This window comes from Amycolatopsis sp. NPDC004378 (genome assembly GCF_053602455.1).
In genome coordinates this window covers 1,090,056-1,106,690 of the sequence record NZ_JBSGDR010000001.1, presented here as the reverse complement: position 1 = coordinate 1,106,690, position 16,635 = coordinate 1,090,056, and the positions used below count along the sequence as shown (strand labels likewise).

Annotated in this window: 12 protein-coding genes and 4 tRNA genes; 14 read left to right on the top strand and 2 right to left on the bottom strand. The window is 72.2% G+C overall.

Features of this window, described 5'->3' with window-relative positions:
• The first annotated feature begins 77 nt into the window (after window positions 1-77).
• The 9 genes from ACWEN0_RS05435 (at window position 78) to ACWEN0_RS05395 (ending at window position 4,905) form a co-directional block, all read left to right on the top strand.
• Entirely contained in the window at window positions 78-899 is an 822-nt protein-coding gene (locus ACWEN0_RS05435) for a CPBP family intramembrane glutamic endopeptidase (protein WP_451969172.1), read from the top strand.
• Window positions 896-2,059, top strand: a complete 1,164-nt coding sequence (locus ACWEN0_RS05430) for a sensor histidine kinase (RefSeq protein WP_451969170.1) — start codon at window positions 896-898, stop codon at window positions 2,057-2,059. The genes ACWEN0_RS05435 and ACWEN0_RS05430 overlap by 4 nt, the downstream gene beginning before the upstream one ends.
• Window positions 2,056-2,706, top strand: coding sequence for a response regulator (locus ACWEN0_RS05425; protein WP_451969168.1), 651 nt, complete (start codon window positions 2,056-2,058; stop codon window positions 2,704-2,706). The genes ACWEN0_RS05430 and ACWEN0_RS05425 overlap by 4 nt, the downstream gene beginning before the upstream one ends.
• Before the next feature lie 307 nt (window positions 2,707-3,013).
• Window positions 3,014-3,099 (top strand) — tRNA-Tyr (locus ACWEN0_RS05420).
• Window position 3,100: 1 nt separating this feature from the next.
• Window positions 3,101-3,172 (top strand) — tRNA-Glu (locus ACWEN0_RS05415).
• Between the two features lie 18 nt (window positions 3,173-3,190).
• A tRNA-Val gene (locus tag ACWEN0_RS05410) sits at window positions 3,191-3,262 on the top strand.
• A 2-nt stretch (window positions 3,263-3,264) separates the two neighbouring features.
• Window positions 3,265-3,341, top strand: a tRNA-His gene (locus tag ACWEN0_RS05405).
• Between the two features lie 130 nt (window positions 3,342-3,471).
• Complete coding sequence (locus ACWEN0_RS05400) at window positions 3,472-4,338, top strand: alpha/beta fold hydrolase (protein ID WP_451969166.1); 867 nt, start codon at window positions 3,472-3,474, stop codon at window positions 4,336-4,338.
• 303 nt (window positions 4,339-4,641) lie between these two features.
• Entirely contained in the window at window positions 4,642-4,905 is a 264-nt protein-coding gene (locus ACWEN0_RS05395) for a hypothetical protein (protein WP_451969164.1), read from the top strand.
• Here ACWEN0_RS05395 and ACWEN0_RS05390 read toward each other — a convergent pair whose 3' ends face one another.
• The gene (locus tag ACWEN0_RS05390; RefSeq protein ID WP_451969162.1) at window positions 4,906-7,098 is read right to left on the bottom strand and encodes an NB-ARC domain-containing protein; all 2,193 of its coding nucleotides are present in this window, start codon (window positions 7,096-7,098) and stop codon (window positions 4,906-4,908) included.
• Between the two features lie 371 nt (window positions 7,099-7,469).
• Between ACWEN0_RS05390 and ACWEN0_RS05385 the strand changes: the two genes are divergently transcribed.
• The 5 genes from ACWEN0_RS05385 to ACWEN0_RS05365 all read left to right on the top strand — a co-directional run bounded on the left by ACWEN0_RS05385 (window position 7,470) and on the right by ACWEN0_RS05365 (window position 15,918).
• Window positions 7,470-8,453 (top strand): hypothetical protein, encoded by a 984-nt coding sequence (locus ACWEN0_RS05385; protein WP_451969160.1) that lies wholly within the window; start codon window positions 7,470-7,472, stop codon window positions 8,451-8,453.
• A 202-nt stretch (window positions 8,454-8,655) separates the two neighbouring features.
• Window positions 8,656-11,337 carry a TIR domain-containing protein gene (locus tag ACWEN0_RS05380; protein WP_451969158.1) on the top strand — a complete coding sequence of 894 codons (2,682 nt, stop codon included), beginning with the start codon at window positions 8,656-8,658 and terminating at the stop codon, window positions 11,335-11,337.
• Window positions 11,338-11,354: 17 nt separating this feature from the next.
• A complete protein-coding gene (locus tag ACWEN0_RS05375; RefSeq protein ID WP_451969156.1) occupies window positions 11,355-13,139 on the top strand; it encodes a protein kinase domain-containing protein in 1,785 nt (594 codons plus the stop codon).
• Between the two features lie 4 nt (window positions 13,140-13,143).
• The gene (locus ACWEN0_RS05370; protein ID WP_451969154.1) at window positions 13,144-15,027 is read left to right on the top strand and encodes an ATP-binding cassette domain-containing protein; all 1,884 of its coding nucleotides are present in this window, start codon (window positions 13,144-13,146) and stop codon (window positions 15,025-15,027) included.
• Window positions 15,028-15,063: 36 nt separating this feature from the next.
• A complete protein-coding gene (locus ACWEN0_RS05365; RefSeq protein ID WP_451969152.1) occupies window positions 15,064-15,918 on the top strand; it encodes an ion transporter in 855 nt (284 codons plus the stop codon).
• On the opposite strand, the gene ACWEN0_RS05360 is transcribed toward ACWEN0_RS05365, so the two are convergent.
• Window positions 15,907-16,599, bottom strand: coding sequence for a TioE family transcriptional regulator (locus tag ACWEN0_RS05360; RefSeq protein WP_451969150.1), 693 nt, complete (start codon window positions 16,597-16,599; stop codon window positions 15,907-15,909). The genes ACWEN0_RS05365 and ACWEN0_RS05360 overlap by 12 nt on opposite strands.
• Between the last annotated feature and the right edge of the window lie 36 nt (window positions 16,600-16,635).

The following is a 16,635-nucleotide window of genomic DNA, read 5'->3' as shown; positions in this document are numbered from 1 at the left end:
ACGTTTCCGGGCCGCGGAATCCCTAGCGTTCGTCGCAGCCGCGGCGCGCTGGTCGCGGACCTCTCGAAGGAGTTGTCATGCGACTGTTCCTGCAGCTCGTGGTCGTGGCGGTCGTCGCCTTCGGCGGCAGTCTCGTGGTCAGTGCCGTCGGGTGGAACACCCCGCTCACCCTCGTTTTCGGGCTCGGCACCGCGGTGCTTTCCCTGCTCGCCTACCGGTGGATCGTGAACCGGACCGAGCACCGCGAGCCGGTCGAAGTCGCCAGGAACACCGGGGCGCTCGGGCGGGGGCTGCTCCTCGGGCTCGGGTTGTTCGCCTGCGTCATCGCGATCATCGCGCTGGTCGGCGGCTACGACGTGCTCGGGTGGGGCTCGGTCGCCGGGGCGATCGCGTTGTTCGGGTTCACCGCGGCCGCCGCCGTCACCGAAGAGCTGCTTTTCCGCGGGGTGCTCTTCCGGAACGTCGAACGGTGGATCGGCACCTGGGCCGCGCTCGCCCTCACCGGGCTGCTGTTCGGCCTCTCGCACCTCTTCAACGCCCACGCGACGCTCTGGGGCGCGATCGCCATCGCCGTCGAGGCCGGCGGCATGCTCGCCGCCGCTTACGCCGCCACGCGCACCCTGTGGCTGCCGATCGGCCTGCACTTCGGGTGGAACTACGCGGAGGGCGCGATCTTCGGCACCGACGTCTCCGGCACGAACGCCCCCGAAGGCCTCCTGCACGGCGTCGTGTCCGGGCCGGCCGCGCTCAGCGGTGGCGAGTTCGGACCCGAGGCGAGCGTCTGCTCCGTGGTGGCCGGCGTGGTCGTGACGGCCGCCTTCATGCGGCTGGCCCGGCGGCGCGGCCACATCGTGCCTCGCCGGGGACGCGCCGCCGCGGCCGCTACTGTCCTCCCGTGACCGACCTCCGGCGCGTCCCGGACCGGTGGCGGCGGCTCGACGTCACCGTCCGGGACCTCGCGTTCGCGGTGCTGCTCGCCGGCTTGGCCCTGATCCCGGCGCTGCACGGCTACGGCACCCAGGTCGGCGATCTGCCGACGCGGCCCATGGACGGCCCGGCCTACGCGGTGGTCGCCCTCGAGTGCCTGCCGCTCGCCGTGCGGCGGCGATGGCCGGCCGTGTGCCTCGCGCTCGTCTCGGCCGGCTTCGCCCTCGACCAGATTTGGGCCTACCACACGGTTTCCGGCTCCGCGCTGCCGATCGCGCTGCTGAGCGCGGCGGCCCACCTGACGCGCTTCCGGTGGACGACCGTGGCCGTCGCTTCCGCCGCGTATGTGCCCTTGGCCGTCGTCCTGGCCCGGCACGGGTCGACCGAGGGCGTGACCGGCTTCGTCACCTTCTACCTGGCGCTGGCCCTCGCGTGGGGCATCGGCGCCTGGCTGCGGCAGTCGCGCGCCGCCGAGGCGGAGCACCGCCGCCACGTCGCCGAGACGACCCGCGCCGCCGAGCGCACGCGCATCGCCCGCGAACTCCACGACGTCGTGACCCACCACGTGACGGCGATGGTCGTCCAGACCGAAGCCGCGCGCTACCTGACCGCCACGCCCGAACGGCTCGACCGGACCCTGAGCGCGATCACCGACACCGGGCGGCTGGCCATCTCGGACCTCCGGCAGCTGCTCGACCTGCTCGACCCCGACCACCCTTCCCTCGGTTCGCTGCGGGCCCTCGTGGAGCAGACGCGGCGGGCCGGGCAGCCGGTCGAATTCACCGAAGCGGGTGGTCAGGTGCCCGGCACCGCCGACGCCGTGGTCTACCGCGTCGTGCAGGAAGCCTTGACGAACACGCTGAAGCACGCGTACGGCAAGCACACCGAAGTCCGCGTGCAGCACGACGAGAAGGAGATCCTCGTGGAGGTCACGACTTCCGGGCCGCCGAAACCGTCGGTGCCGTCCGGTAGCGTGGAAAACGGGGGCGCCCCCGCGGGCCCGGTGGTGCCGAGCGGAAGCGGGCGCGGCCTGGCGGGGCTGCGCGAACGCGTCGGCGCGCTCGGTGGCGAGTTCACCGCGGGCGGCGGCGGTGACGGCGGTTTCGTCGTCCGGGCTCGGATCCCGCGGTGATCCGGGTCCTCGTCTGCGACGACCAGGCGCTGATCCGCACCGGGTTCGCGACGATCATCGACGCGCAGCCGGACCTCGAAGTGGTCGGCGAGTGCGCGGACGGCCGCACGGCGGTCGACCTGGCCCGCTCGTTGAAGCCGGACGTCGTGGTGATGGACGTCCGGATGCCGGTCCTCGACGGCATCGAGGCGACCCGGCGGCTCGCCGGCGCCGGGGTGGAGCAGCCGGTCAAGGTGCTCGTGGTGACGACGTTCAACCTCGACGAGTACGTGTACGAGGCGTTGCGCGCGGGCGCGGGCGGATTCCTGCTCAAGGACGCTCCGCCGGCCCAGCTGCTGCACGGCATCCGCACCGTCGCGACCGGCGCCGCGCTGCTGGACCCGGAGGTGACGCGCCGGCTCGTCGGCCGCTACGCCGCGCGGATCCGGCCCGCCGCAGGCACTTCCGGCGAGACCGCGCTGGCGCCGCGCGAGCTGGAGGTGCTGCGCCTGATCGCGAACGGCCTGTCCAACAGCGAAATCGCCGCGACGCTCGTGATCAGCCAGGAGACCGTGAAGACGTACGTGTCGCGAATCCTGGCCAAGCTGGATCTGCGTGACCGCGTGCAGGCCGTGATCTACGCCTATCGCACCGGGCTGGTGCATTAATTCGTTGACGCGTGCGCCGCGGTGGGCGATGATGTGTTCACCCAAACGAGCCGAGGAGTTGTCATGACGCACATCGAGAGGCGCGAGATGTATGTCTCGGCCGTCCTCGTACGCGCGTCGGACCACCGGTTCTCCGTGCACGAACACCGGCTCCCGGCCATGACGTAGCAGTCGTCGTGCTCGCGGAGCCGCCCATCGGGAAACCGATCCGGGCGGCTTTCTTTTTGCGTTCTTTTTTCTGCGCTCGTCTTCGTCGTACCAATGCGGCGGACGCGAGTGCGCCCCGGCCTGCCGCGGCCGGGGAATCGGTGGAGACGGGGCTGTGGAGCCCCAGCCGGCCGTAAACCGGACGTCCTCGCGACACCGGGGGTTCGACTCCCTCCTCCACCACCACGGCGCGTTGGTCCAGCGGTACGGATCCCCGGTTCTCACCCGGGAGACCCGGGTTCGACTCCCGGACGCGCTACGCGAAGCAGTCAACGAACGTCCCGTAGCTCAGCGGAAGAGCACCCCGGTCACCTCGGGGTGGTCCCGGGTTCGAACCCCGGCAGGACGACTGTGGCCGAAGCCGAAGGAGACGAGGCCCCGGGCTGTGACCCCGGGCGAAGCCGGTGCGAGTCCGGCCGGCCACCCCACGCGCGCGGTTCGGCAACCAGCGGGGCCTCATGAGCCCCGCGGACGTGGATCGACACCACGGCGCGCGACCACGGAAACTGTCGGTGCCCCGGTTTAGGCTCGGCCCGAGTCCCGAACCGGGGAGGCAGCATGACCACCACACACGTACTGGAAACACCGGAGGCCGACGTCGTCTACGACGTCCACGGCCCCGCGCCCGCCGACAGCCCGCGGCCACCGCTCCTCATGGTCGGGCAGCCCATGGAGGCGGCCGGGTTCAGCACCCTGGCGTCGTTCTTCCCCGAGCGGACCGTCGTCACGTACGACCCGCGCGGGCTCGGGCGCAGCGTCCGCAAGGACGGCCGGGAGGACCACGTGCCCGCCGTCCAGGCCGAAGACATCCACGGCGTCATCCGGGCGCTGGGCGTCGGCCCGGTCGAGGTGTTCGGGAGCAGCGGGGGCGCCGTCGCCGCGCTCGCGCTGGTCACGGCGCACCCCGAGAGCGTCCGCACGCTCGTCGCCCACGAGCCGCCACTCGTGTCGGTCCTGCCCGATGCCGCGGCGGCCGAGCGGGCGAGCCAGGCCTTCCGGGACGCCTACCAGGCACGGGGCTTCGGCGCCGGGATGGCGGCGTTCGTCGCGATGACTTCGTGGAAGGGCGAATTCACCGACGACTACTTCGCGCAGCCCCTGCCGGACCCCGCCCAGTTCGGCATGCCCACCGAGGACGACGGCCGCCGCGACGACCCGCTGCTGACCGAACGCTCCCTGGCGGTCACGGCCTACGAGCTCGACGTCGACGCGCTGAGGTCGGCGCCGACCCGGATCGTGATCGCGGTGGGCGAGGAGTCCGCGGACGTCATGACGGGCCGCACCGCCCAGGCCACGGCCGCCCGCCTCGGCCGGCAGGCAACGGTGTTCCCCAGCCACCACGGCGGCTTCCTGGGCGGCGAGTTCGGCTACGCCGGCCAGCCCGAGGCGTTCGCCCGCAGGCTCCGGGAGGTCCTCGAAGACTGACGTGCGCTCAGCCTTCGGCGGCGACTCAATGCGTGGTCATGACGGTGTCCTCACCCCGGTTTCCGCTTCCCGGACGTTGATCGGCTGCCCGGGCGGCTTCGCTACCGCTCAGGGTGCGGTTGCCGGGGAATGTCGGGTTTTTGACCGGTTTCCCGGCGGTGAGAACCCCACCGCGCCGTGGCCCGGTGCCTGCCGAACGCGACAGAAGGCCGACAATGGACGGTCCGTCGCAACGCGTTCCGCCGGCCCGGCGACTCGTCACCCAGGAATGCCGAACCGCTTCCTGGAAAACGAGGAGGAACCATGAGTGCGGAACCGCAGTCACCCGTCGGCCCGGTGCCGGGACCGGCCGAAACCCGCCCGTACAGCGAGGCGAGCAGAGCGGGCTACGGTCTGCTGTGGACGGTGTGGACCGTCGTCCTCGCGATCGGCGGGTTCCTCCTGCTGGGCCACGGCTCGGTCTTCGCCGGGCTCGTCGGCCTGGCCCTGGCCGCGCTGGCTCTCCGCTACGCCTGGCGGATCTGGACTTGGCAGGCGAAGCGGCTCATCTTCTTCATCGTCTTCTGATCAGCCGGCCACCCGGTCCCGGTACTCGGCCTCGCCGAGCACGGTCCGGTCGAGGGTCACCCGGTACGCGGCGGCGTCCGCCCACCAGCGCGTCGCCGCCTCCCGGTCGCCGCGCCCGGCCGCGGTGTTGCCCAGGCCCGTCAACGCGCGCGCGTGTTCGTACTCGTTCCCCGCGTCGTCGGCCAGTTCGGCCGCCCGCCGGTAGCAGCGTTCGGCGTCTTCCCACTGGCCGGCGCGGAAGTGCACCCACGCCGCGCAGTTGACCGACATCACCTGGTCGTCCGGCTGCTGAGCGAGTTCGACGGCTTCCCGGGCGCGAGTCAGGGCTTCGGGGAACTGCTCCAAATCCGCCGCCGCGAGCGCGATGCCGCGCAGGGCGATGACCACGTTCCGGGTCCGCCCGGTCCGGCGGTAGACCGCCAGCACGGTGGTCAGGTCGGTCAGCGTCGCTTCGGCTTCGCCTCGGTACAGGCGCGCCCACGCCAGGCTCGACAGCGCGTCGGTCGCGCCGCGTTCGTCGTGCGCCTGCGTGAAGCACTCCCGGGCCTGTTCGTGGAGCCGGACGGCGTCGTCGACGTGGCCCGCCTCGACGTGGGCCATGCCGAGGTTGTTGAGGATCAACCCCGTCGCGCTCAGGTCGCCCAGCGCGCGCGTGGCTTCGAGCGCCCGCTCGTGCGTGCGGATCCACGGCTCGAACAGCTTCTCGCGGAAGAAGAACGCGCGGAGCGTGAAGGCGAGCTGCCAGCAGCGTTCGTGCAGCCGGTGCCTGGCGGCGGAGTCGACGATTTCGACGAGCATCGGCCATTGCGCGGCCAGCCAGGCGAGCGCCCCCTCGGCGTCGTCGAACGGCACTGTGGCCGCGGGCGGAAGGCCGGTGGGCGGGCGGAACCGGTACGGCTCCGCGAGTCCGTCGGCCGCCAGGGTCGTCGAGAGCGCGTGGTCGACCAGGCGGCTCACCGCGACTTCGCGGTCGTCCGGCGCGACCTCGGGGAGGGCGTGCTTCGCCGCGAACATCCGCATCAGGTCGTGGAGCTCGACGTACCCCCGCTCGTCGCGGACGAGCAGGTGGGCGTCGTGCAGCCGGTCCACCAGGCGGTCCGCTTCGCCGGCGCCCAGGCCGGCGAGGGCTTCGACGGCCCGCTCTTCCGCGGCGGTCGCGGGGTGGAGGGCGAGCAGGCCCAGCAGCCGCCGCTGGTCGCGGGGCAGGGAGGCGTAGGAGACGGCGAACGCGGTGGCGACACTGCGCTCCCCGTCGTCCAGCGTGCCGAGCCGGGTCGTTTCGTCGGCGAGCCGGTCGCGCAGCTTCGCCGCGGTCCAGCCACCGGCGACGAACCGGGCGGCCACGATGCGCACCGCGAGCGGGAGCCGGCCGCAGTGCCGGACGATCTCGGTCACGACGTCTTCGTCGTCCGGCGCGTGCTCGCCCGCGACGGACCGCAGGAGCCGCACGGCGTCGTCGAGCGGCAGCACGTCGACGGGGAAGTGCCAGGCGTCGTCGAGGGCCGGGAGCCGGCCGCGGCTGGTGACCAGGATCCGCGACGCCGTCTCGCCCGGGACGATCGCCCGGATCTGCTCGGCGGAGCGCACGTTGTCCAGCACCAGGATCATCCGCCGGCCGCGGAGCTGGTCGCGGACCAGGTTGGCCAAGCCGTCCTCGTCGGCGGGCAACTGGTCGGCCGAGACGTCGAGCAGCCGCAGCAGCCGGCCCAGCGCTTCGCCGGCCGAAAGCTCGGTCGCGCCGGGGGTGTGGCCCCGAAGGTCGAAGAAGAGGCAGCCGTCGGGGAAGGCGCGCGCGACCTGCCGGGCGGCGGCGACGGCCAGCGCCGTCTTGCCCGCGCCGGCCATGCCGTGCACGACGCCGACGCGGGTGTCGTCCGCGTCCAGCAGGAGCGCGGAAAGCGCCTCGAGCTCGGTTTCCCGGCCGACGAAGTACGGTCCGCCGGCCGGCAGCCCGACGATGCCGCCGGCGCTGCGGCGCGCGGGGGAGGCCTGTTCCGCGGCGAGGGCGAGCAGTTCGCCCTTGGCGTCCAGTGCCCGGTCGCAGGCCTTGGCCAGGTCGTGGTTCACGCGGGCCTTGCCGTTCTCCACCTTGCTGAGATAGCCCTTGGTGAAATGCGCGGCGGCCGCGAGACCGGTCAGTGAAATTCCGGCCGCCGTCCGTCGACGTTTCAATTCGGCTCCAAAGTCCTGCATGGCTCGATCATCCTGTATTCGGCGAACGGTGGGAAGGATCGGCCGGCGGCCCGGGCCCGCCGGCCTGTTCCTGGTCAGCCCAGCAGGGAGACCAGCTGGCTGAGCACGATGACGAGGTGCGTGTGCATCGCGGCCACCTTTCCGTTTCGCATTTCTCGGATTGCCGAAGGATTTCGGCTGTTCCAGCTTCACCCGGCCATTTCGGTGGCGACAGGCGTTTCTGGTTGACCCTCGAAAGGAAACGGTTCCCGGCGCCGTGACCAGCACTGTTTCCCGGTTTCGGAAACCGGGCGGAAACGGATGACGGCTTCGTGGCGGGCAGGGGAACATGAGTACACTTCCCCGAAGGCGAGCACGACGGAGGTGGCGGCTTGGCTCAGGAGGCGGCCGACGCGAAGATCAACGCGCTCTCAGCGGAGCTGAAACTGCTTCGCAAAGGCCTGGGCGTCCAAGCGAAGAACCTGCCCGGCGTCGTCGGCGAACAGTTACGTGAAGTGTGCGGTGTCCGCGACGACGACGGTCCGGGAACGGTCCGCGCCAAGGTCGTCGCCACGCTCGTCGCCCTGATCGGGAAGCTGCCCGAATCGCAGCGGGAAACCGCGCGGATCGTCCTGGGCTTCGGCACCGGCGCGAACGAGCGCTACACCGCGCGGCTCGAACTCCTCGGCACGGGCGCCGATCGCAACGTCCGCACCATGCAGCGCCGCGCCGACGACGTCCTCTACCTCATCGCCGAGGCCGCGGCCGAGCTGCCGACGGCCTTCCGCGCCTCGGCGGCCACCGGGCGGCAGGACCCGTGGCACACGTCCGCGCTGGCGGTCCGGTTGACGCTCACGGGTGCCGCTGCCGAAGTCTTCGAAACCCGGCGAATCGTCAGTCACGTCTCCGGGCTCGCCGAAATCGAGCACGGCATTTCCCTGGCGCGGCCGGCCAGCACGACCGGTCAGCCCGATCTTTCGGGGCTCGGCATCGACGTCGTCGCGGGCGGTGAGGTGCATTCCGTGCGGATGGTCTCCTCGACGCGGGTCGCGTTCCGCCTGCGGCCGCCGCAGGCGCTGGACGCCGGTGACCAGCACGAGTTCTTCTTCCGCATCAGGCTGGAAGAACTGCCCGCGCCCTTCTACTGCTGCACGCCGGAATTCCCGTGCGAGAGTTTCGACCTCAATGTCCGGTTCGACCGGCAGGAACCGCCTTCGCGGATCTGGCGGATCGACGGCGAGTTCTCCAAGGACGCCGAGGATCCGGTGCCCGCGCGCAAGCCGCTCTTCCTCGACAACGCGGGCGAGGTGCACACCGGGTTCCACGACCTCCGGCCCGCGCGGTCCTACGGCGTGGGCTGGCAGCCGGCCCCCTGACCGGAACCTCGGTGTGCGCGCCATGCTCCTCCTCGGCTTGAGCGCTTCTTCCAGCGTGCCCCATCCGGACGGGAAAAGCCGCGTCGGAAAGACGACAAAAACGCGACAATCGTGCCCGGTCGGGCGGCGCCGGGTGTAACGGGAACCATTCCTCGGCCGACATCGGCGAGCGTCACGCTTTCCCGCTCCCGGCGAGGACAAAATGGGCCACGACGTCTTCCTCAGTTTCACCTGGTCGGACCGTGTCGAGGTGGACGCGCTCGAACGCGCACTCGAAACCGCCGGCATGCGGGTTTTCCGTGACCGCGGGATCGAACGGTTCGAGGGCATCACCGAGACGCTCGAAGCCGCACTGGCCGAAGCGAAAGTCCTTCTCGCGTACTACTCGCGCCGGTTTCCGACGCGGTACGCCTGCCAATGGAAACTGACTTCCGCCTTTCTCGCGGCGCAGCGCCTCGGCGATCCCCGGCGGCGGGTGCTCGTCGTCAATCCCGAGCGGGACAGCAACCACATCGCCCCGGTGGAACTGGAGGACGCCGCCTACTTCGGGGCGCCGAAGGACGACCGGGAACGTGCGCGGATCGCCGACCGGGTCGCCGAAATGGTCCGGCAGGCGGCCACACCGCTGGGTTCGGCCCGCAGCACGGCGCCGCTGCTGCCCCGGCTGCTGCGGCCCCGCCGGTTCGTCGGCCGCTACCGGCAGCTTTGGGCGATCCACAGCGCCCTGCACGCCCGCGAGCTGCCGCCCACCACCCCGCGGAAGTCTTCGGCGCTCGCCGTCGTGCGCGGGATCGCGGGCCTCGGGAAGACCAGCCTGGCCGAGCAGTACGCCTTCCTCTTCCGGGACGCCTTCCCCGGCGGGGTGCGGTGGCTGGACCTGTTCGGGCAGGACGACCCGGTCGGGGCGCTTTCGCGGTTCCACACCCAGCTCCGGACGTTCGCGAAGGTCGCCGGCGACCTGCCGCCGGACCAGGTCCGCGACGTCGTCGCCCGGCGCGTCGAAGCCGCCCGGCAACCTCAGCTGTGGGTCATCGACGACGTCCCGTCGGAGTTGCCGGCCGACGTGCTCGACCAGCTGGTCATGCCGACGTCGTACATCCGGACCGTGCTCACGACGCGGTCCGGCAACCCGGACTGGCCCGCCCCGGTCATCGACCTCACGGGGCTGTCGGAAGACGAGGGTTCCGCGCTGTACACGGAAATCGTCGGGTCCGACGACCCCGTCGAGCTGGCGGCCGTGCGCCGGCTCGTCGAGCGGTGCGGCGGGCACCCGATCGTCCTGACGAGCGTCGGCACCGCGCTGCGCGACCGGCGGGGCGCGGTCGACCACACCGGTTTCCCCGATGTCCTCGACGCGGTCAAGGGCACGACCGTGGACGTCCTGCGGCAGGCGGTCGACGGCTGCGGGCGGACCGCGCGGCGCGTTCTGCGGATCGCCGCGGCGATCTCCGGGGCACCGGTGCCGCCGGACCTCGTGCGGCGCGTCCTGCCGGGCGAACCGGTCGAGGACGCCGTCGCCGCATTGGCGAGACGCGCGCTGCTGACCCACCTCGGCTCCGGGTGGGACGTCCACGCGCTGGTCCGCGAGGCGGCGGGCGTCGACGAAGACCTGACGCGCAAAGCCGCCGAGGTCCTGCTGGAGCTGGCCGAGGACACCGCACACCTCCACCAGCACGCGGCCGCGCTCGCCGGGCACGACTGCGTGCCCGCGGACCGGCGGGCCCGGCTGCTGCGGATCGGGCTGGACCGGTTCCGCGACCAGGGCGACATCGTGGCCGCACGGGACGCGGCGAACCGGATCCTGGGCCTGGCGGGCGCGGGCCCGGCGGACCGGGTGGCCGCCGCCGCGGCGCTGGTCGAGGCCGGTGACTTCGCCGAGGCCGTCGCGGTCTGCCGCCCGCTCGCGGGCACCGAAGCCTTCCGCGCCCGGTTGACGTGCGCCCGCGCGCTCGACCAGCTCGGGCGGTACGCGGACGCGGATCCGCTGTGGCCGGACGAGGTCCCGGAAGCCCTGCCGGACCGGGAAAAAGCCGAAGCCCGGGTGGCGATGGCCGTCGCGAAGCGGATGCGCGGCCGGTTCCGGGACGCGCTCGGACTGCTCTCCACCGGCGACCCGGACCCGCGGGCGCGCCTGGAACTGGCCCGGCTGCGGATCGTCACCGGCGACCTCAAGCCGGCGCGGACGATCGCCGAGTCGGTCATCCGCGAGTACGACACGCCGGACCACGAACGCCACCCGCTGCGGCTGGAGGCGATCGGCGTGCACGCCGAGGCCCAGATGTCATTGGACCTCACCGAGTTCAAGGTGCGCGACGAAGGCTGGGACGCCCTGGAAGCGCAGCTCCGCTCGGCTCGCGACAGCCTCGCCGGCCTGCTGGGCAGCGAGAGCCCGCTGACCCTGGCGGCCGGCGTCCGGTGCGCGCGGGCGTCCGTCACCCGCGGCCGCCCGAAGCGGGCCCTGCGGGAGTTCGCGGAGCTCGAACCGCGTGTGCGGGACGTCTTCGCGGAGCACCACCCGCTCCACCAGTGGCTGCGGTATTCGACCGCGCAGGCGTACGCCCAGCTGAAGGAGTACGAAGACGTCGCCGTGATCCTGCGCGTCCTGCTGGAAAAGCAGCGGGAGTCGATCGGGCCGTACCACCCGGACACCATGCGGACCCAGCTCGACCTCGGCATCGCGCTGGCGCTGAACGGCGACAATGACGAAGCCGTCCCGCTGGTCGTCGAGGCGGAACAGCGGATCGGCGAAGCACTCGGCTGGCGGGCCGAACTCCGGAACCGCGCCGGCATCACCAGAGCGCTGATGAACCTCCCGGTGATCATCTGGCAGCTCTTCCCCCACCTCGAAAACCTCTTCGGGAAGAAGAAGCCCGAAGAGGACTGAACCGCTGGAGGTCGTGAATGGAAAAGCCGTTGGGCAGCCGCTACCGGCTGGGTGACCCGCTGGGCACGGGTGCGATGGGCCGGGTCTTCGCCGGCTCCGACGAGCAGGGGCACGCCTACGCCTTCAAGGTGCTGCGCGACGAGCTCGTCGAGGACCCCGAACAGGTGGCGCGGTTCCTGCAGGAGCGGTCCATCCTGGTGGGGCTGCGCCACCCGAACCTCGTCGGCGTGCACGACCTGGTCGTCGAGGGCGAAACCGTGGCGATCGTGATGGACCTGGTCGGCGGCGGCGATCTCCGGGCACGGCTGAACGCCGAGAAGACGTTGCTGCCGTCGGAAGTCGCGCGCATCGGCGCCGGGGTGGCGTCGGCGCTCGCGGCCGTGCACCAGGCCGGGGTCGTGCACCGCGACGTCAAACCGGAGAACGTCCTGATGGACGGCACGGTGCCGCGCCTGACGGACTTCGGGATTTCGCGCCTCGCGACGGCCAGCGACCTCGGCCGCCGGTCGCTGCTCGTCGGTACTCCGCAGTACCTCGCGCCGGAACTGGGCAAGGGCCTCGACGCGGCACCCGCGTCGGACCTGTATTCGCTCGGCATCCTGCTGTACGAACTGTGCTGCGGGGTCACGCCGTTCGCCGGGCAGTCGACGTTCGCCGTGATCCGGCTGCACGAAACCGCGATGCCGGGCCGGCCCGCCGGGGTGCCCGACCAGCTGTGGGACGTGCTCACCTGGTTGCTGGCGAAGCGGCCGGCGGACCGGCCCGAGTCGGCCCAGCAGGTCGCGACCATCCTCGACGCGCTCGTGCTGGAACTGATGAACCAGCCGCTGGTCCTCCCGCTCGCCACGCCGCCGCCCCCGGTGCCGCTCGCCGAACCCGGCCCGGGCACCGAGACCGTGTTCGGCGTGCCCGCGCCGCCGCCGTCCAGACCGCTGACGGCGGGCCCGCCGTCCACCCCGACCGGAGCGAACATGCCGAACCGCAAGCGCCGCCGGGGACCGGTGGTGGTGACCCTGGTCGTCGTCCTGGCCCTCCTGGTCGGCGGCTGGCTCGTCTTCCGGCCGGCGCCGAACACCACCGCGGCCTCGGGCAACTCCGTCGCCCCGGCGACGTCCGCCCCGGCACCGGTGTCCACAAGCGACTCGCCGACGGTGACGACCACGGCGAAGCCCAGCGTCATGCCGAACGTCGTGGGCAAGAAGCTCGCCGACGCCCAGGACGCGCTGCCGGGCGTCCAGGTGTCCACAGTGGACAAGATCGACGCGACGGCCGCCGACGGCACGGTGATCGAGCAGGACCCGGCCGCCGGTGCGGCCATCGGTGACACGGTGAAGCTGACCGTGGCCCGCCAGGCCCAGCTGGTCTACCTCGACTCCGTCCAGCCTGCCAGCGGCCAGTGGGACGCGAACCAGAACGCCAACATCGCGGGCAAGAACTACCTGCACTCGCTGGGTGACGCAGTGGACGCCGGCACGAGCACCCACGGAGTCGAGTACAACATCGCCAAGGGGTTCCGCCGGTTCACTGCGACTGCGGGGATCGACGACAACGCGGGCGATTCCTCCCTGAAGATGCAGCTCGAGATCTTCGCCGACGGCCGGGAGATCTTCAACAAGCCGGTGGCCTTCGGTACACCGACACCGATCGACCTGGATGTCAGTGGCGTGCTGCGGCTGCGATTCCAGTACGAGGGTGTGTCGGGCAACAGGGAGTGCTGCACGCGGAGCTACCTCGTGCTCGGGACCGCCGAACTGCTGGGCCTGCCCGGCGAGGTGCCGACGTCCCCGACCACCACCGGCTGACGGCGTGTGGATCGGGAACCGGGTCCGGATCACCATCGGGCGGGCCGCCGACAACGACGTCGTGCTGGGGGACCTGCAGGTCTCCCGGCGCCACGCCCGGCTGGAACGCGTCGGCGGGGCGTGGCGGCTGACCGATCTCGGCAGCCGGAACCCGACGCTGGTCAACGGCGTCCCGGTCGCCGGGCGAGCGCCGATCGCGGACGGGGACCGGATCACCGTCGGGGCCACCGATCTGCGGGTCGACGGCGACAACCTCGTCGCGACCGGCGGGGAGCGCACGCGGCTCGTGGCCGACGACGTCGGGTTCGCCGTCGGGGAGAAGCGGTTGCTTGCGGGTGTATCGCTCGACCTGCGGCCCGGGCAGCTGGTCGCCGTCGTCGGGCCGTCCGGGGCGGGGAAGTCGACGCTGCTCAAGGTGCTCTCCGGCGAGGTCGCGCCGACCACCGGGCGCATCACCTACGACGGCTACGACATGCACCGGCAGCGCTCGGCGGTGGCCCGGCGGGTCGGGGTCGTGCCGCAGGACGACGTCGTGCACACGCGGCTGACCGCGCGCAGTGCGCTGTCCTACGCGGCCAAGCTGCGGCTGCCGGACGACACCGGCGCGGCGGCCCGGCGGCAGCGGGTGACCGAGACGCTGGCCGAAGTCGGGCTCGCCGAGCACGCGCGCACTCCCATCCACCGGTTGTCCGGCGGGCAGCGCAAGCGCGTCTCGATCGCGCTCGAGCTGCTGACCGCGCCGTCGCTGCTGATGCTGGACGAACCGACGTCCGGCCTCGACCCGGCGCTCGACCGGCAGATCATGGGCCGGCTGCGCGAACTGGCCGACGCCGGCCGGACGGTCGTGGTGGTCACGCACAACGTCACCAACCTCGAGGACTGCGACCTGGTGCTGCTGCTGGCCCCGGGTGGCGTCCCGGTGTTCAGCGGGCGGCCCGCGGAACTGCGGGCGCGGTTCGGCACGGCCGACTGGGCCGACATCTTCCACCGGGTGATCGCCGGGACGGCGCCGCCGCACCAGCCGTCGCCGGTGGGCCCGGCGGCGCCGCCCGGGGCGGCCGTCGAGCCGCCGCCGGTCCGCGCGGGACTGGGGCACCAGGCCGGCACGCTCGCCGCGCGGCACCTGCGGCTCGTCCTCGCCGATCCCGGGTACGCGCTGTTCCTCCTGCTCGTGCCGGTCGTGCTGGCCGTGCTCGCGCTCGCGGTGCCCGGTCACGAAGGGCTGCGACGGCCGGGGCCGGACCACCCGGCGGAGGCCGCGCAGGTGCTCGTGCTCGTCTTCGTCGGCGCGGCTTTCATGGGCGCGGCGGCTTCGGCGCGCGAGGCCGTCGCCGAACGGGCGATCTTCCTCCGCGAACGGGCCGTCGGGCTCCGGCCCGGCGCGTACGCGCTCGCGAAGGCCGGCGTGTTCACGCTCGTCGCGGCCGTGCAGGCGGCGGTGCTCGTCGGCGTCGTCACGACGGTCAAGCCCGGGCCGGTTTCGGCGGTCCTGCTGCCGCGGCCGGTCGTCGAGCTCGGGGTCGCCGTCTGGCTGACCGCGTTGGCGTCCTGCCTGCTCAGCCTGCTGGGGTCGGCGCTGGTGCGCTCGCTCGAGCAGACGACGCCCGTGCTCGTCGTGACCGTGATGGCGCAGCTGGTGCTGTGCGGCGGGATGATCCCGGTGGCCGGGCGGCCGGTGCTGGCGCAGCTGTCCTGGCTGGCTCCCGCGCGGTGGGGCTACGCCGCCGGGGCCTCCACTGTGGATCTGCCGCGGACCGGGCCGGCCGATGACCTGTGGACCCACGACTGGCCGTGGTGGCTGGGGTCCGTCGCGGCGTTGCTGCTGGTGTCCGCGGCCTGCACGGCGCTGTGCGCCGTCCGGATGAGGAGGCTGCGGCCGGGGCGGTGAACCGGCTTCGCGGGGCCGTGCGTGCCATCATCGGGCATGACCACCCATCGCGACGCCCGCGAGCCGGAGCTCAACAGCGGGATCCTGCCCGGGAACGTGCGGGCCGACGACTGGATCATGCTCATCCTCGCCGCCGGGTCCGTCGGGTTGCTGGGGTTCATGCTGATCAGCCCGCCGGCGCGCGACGCCGCCCTGGTCGTCTTCTCCGTCGACTGCGGGATCTGCGGGGTGTTCTTCCTCGAGTTCCTGTGGCGGTGGCGCAAGCGGCGGTGGGCCCGGAAGTTCCTGGTGCGCAACTGGTACGAGCTGTTCGCCATGATCCCCGTCGCGCACCCGTGGATCGTCGGGCACAAGTTCGTCGGGGTCGTGCTGCTGCTCATCCGGGTCGGGCGGGCCGCGGACCGGGCCGTCGGGGAGCAGTTCACCTACCGGCTCGTCGACAAGCTGTCCGAGCCGATCGTGAAGGCCATCAAGAAGCCGGTGACCATCGCCGTGCTCGACGAGGTCGTCAAGGTGCTGGAAACCGGCAACTACCCCGAGAACCTCGCCAAGTCGCTCGGCGCCAACAAGGAAGAGCTGCGCGCGATCATCACCGAGAAGATCGCCGAGGACCCGCAGCTCGGCAAGCTCAAGCGGCTGCCGTTCCACGACGAGATCGTGCGCGCGTGCGTCGACACGTCGTTCCGGGTGCTGCTCGAAGTGCTCCTCGACCCGCGGATCGACGACTTCTTCTCCGCCGTCGTGCGCGACAACCGCGAGCAGATCCGGCAGGCCGTGCAGCTCGGGCTCAACGAGATCGAGGACGAGGACGTGGAGAAGACCCTGCGCGTGCGCACCCAGCACTCGGCCGCCCTCGAGTACGACCGGCTGCACCCGAAGTCACGGCCGTGACGCCAGGTACTCGCCGAGCCGGGCCGCCGCGGTGAGCATGGCGACGCCTCGCGCGGCCAGGTTTCGTTGCCACGTCGACAAAGCGCCGGCCAGCGAGGCGGTGCCGCCGGCGGCGCGGACCTGGCCGACCACCGTGGCGATGTGCTCCAGCGGGTAGCCGCCACGGCGGAGCAGGTGCGTCAGCTCCGCGTCGCGGACGTCGGCCGCGGTGAAGACCCGGTAGCCGGTCGCCGGGTTGCGTGACGGCACCAGGACGCCCGCGCGTTCCCACGCGCGGACCGTCGCCGCGGTGACGCCCAGGCGGTGGGCCAGCTCGCCGACCGACCGGCTGCCCTGCGGGCCGTCCTCGCGGACCGGTTCCGCGGTCAGGTGGCCGATCGCCGTGCGGACCGTGTTGAGGGTTTCGCGGTCGCGGAGCAGGCGTTCGTGGCCGCGGTCGACGAGGGTCAGCGCGCGCTCGAGGTCGTCGTCGTGGAGGGCGGTCATGATGCCGCCGGCCGTCGCGTGGCCGTACGCCGTGACCAGCGCGAGGAACGCACGCAGTGCGGCCGCGTGGATCTCGGTGTAAACCCGGTAGCCGCTCTCGGTGCGTGACGCGGGCGGGAGGAAGCCGTCGTGTTCGTAGTTGCGGACCGCCTGCGTCGAGATACCGTGTTCACGGGCGAGGTCGGCAGGGCGCACGAGCCGGAGCCTACCGGGCAAAGTCTCAACCGAGTC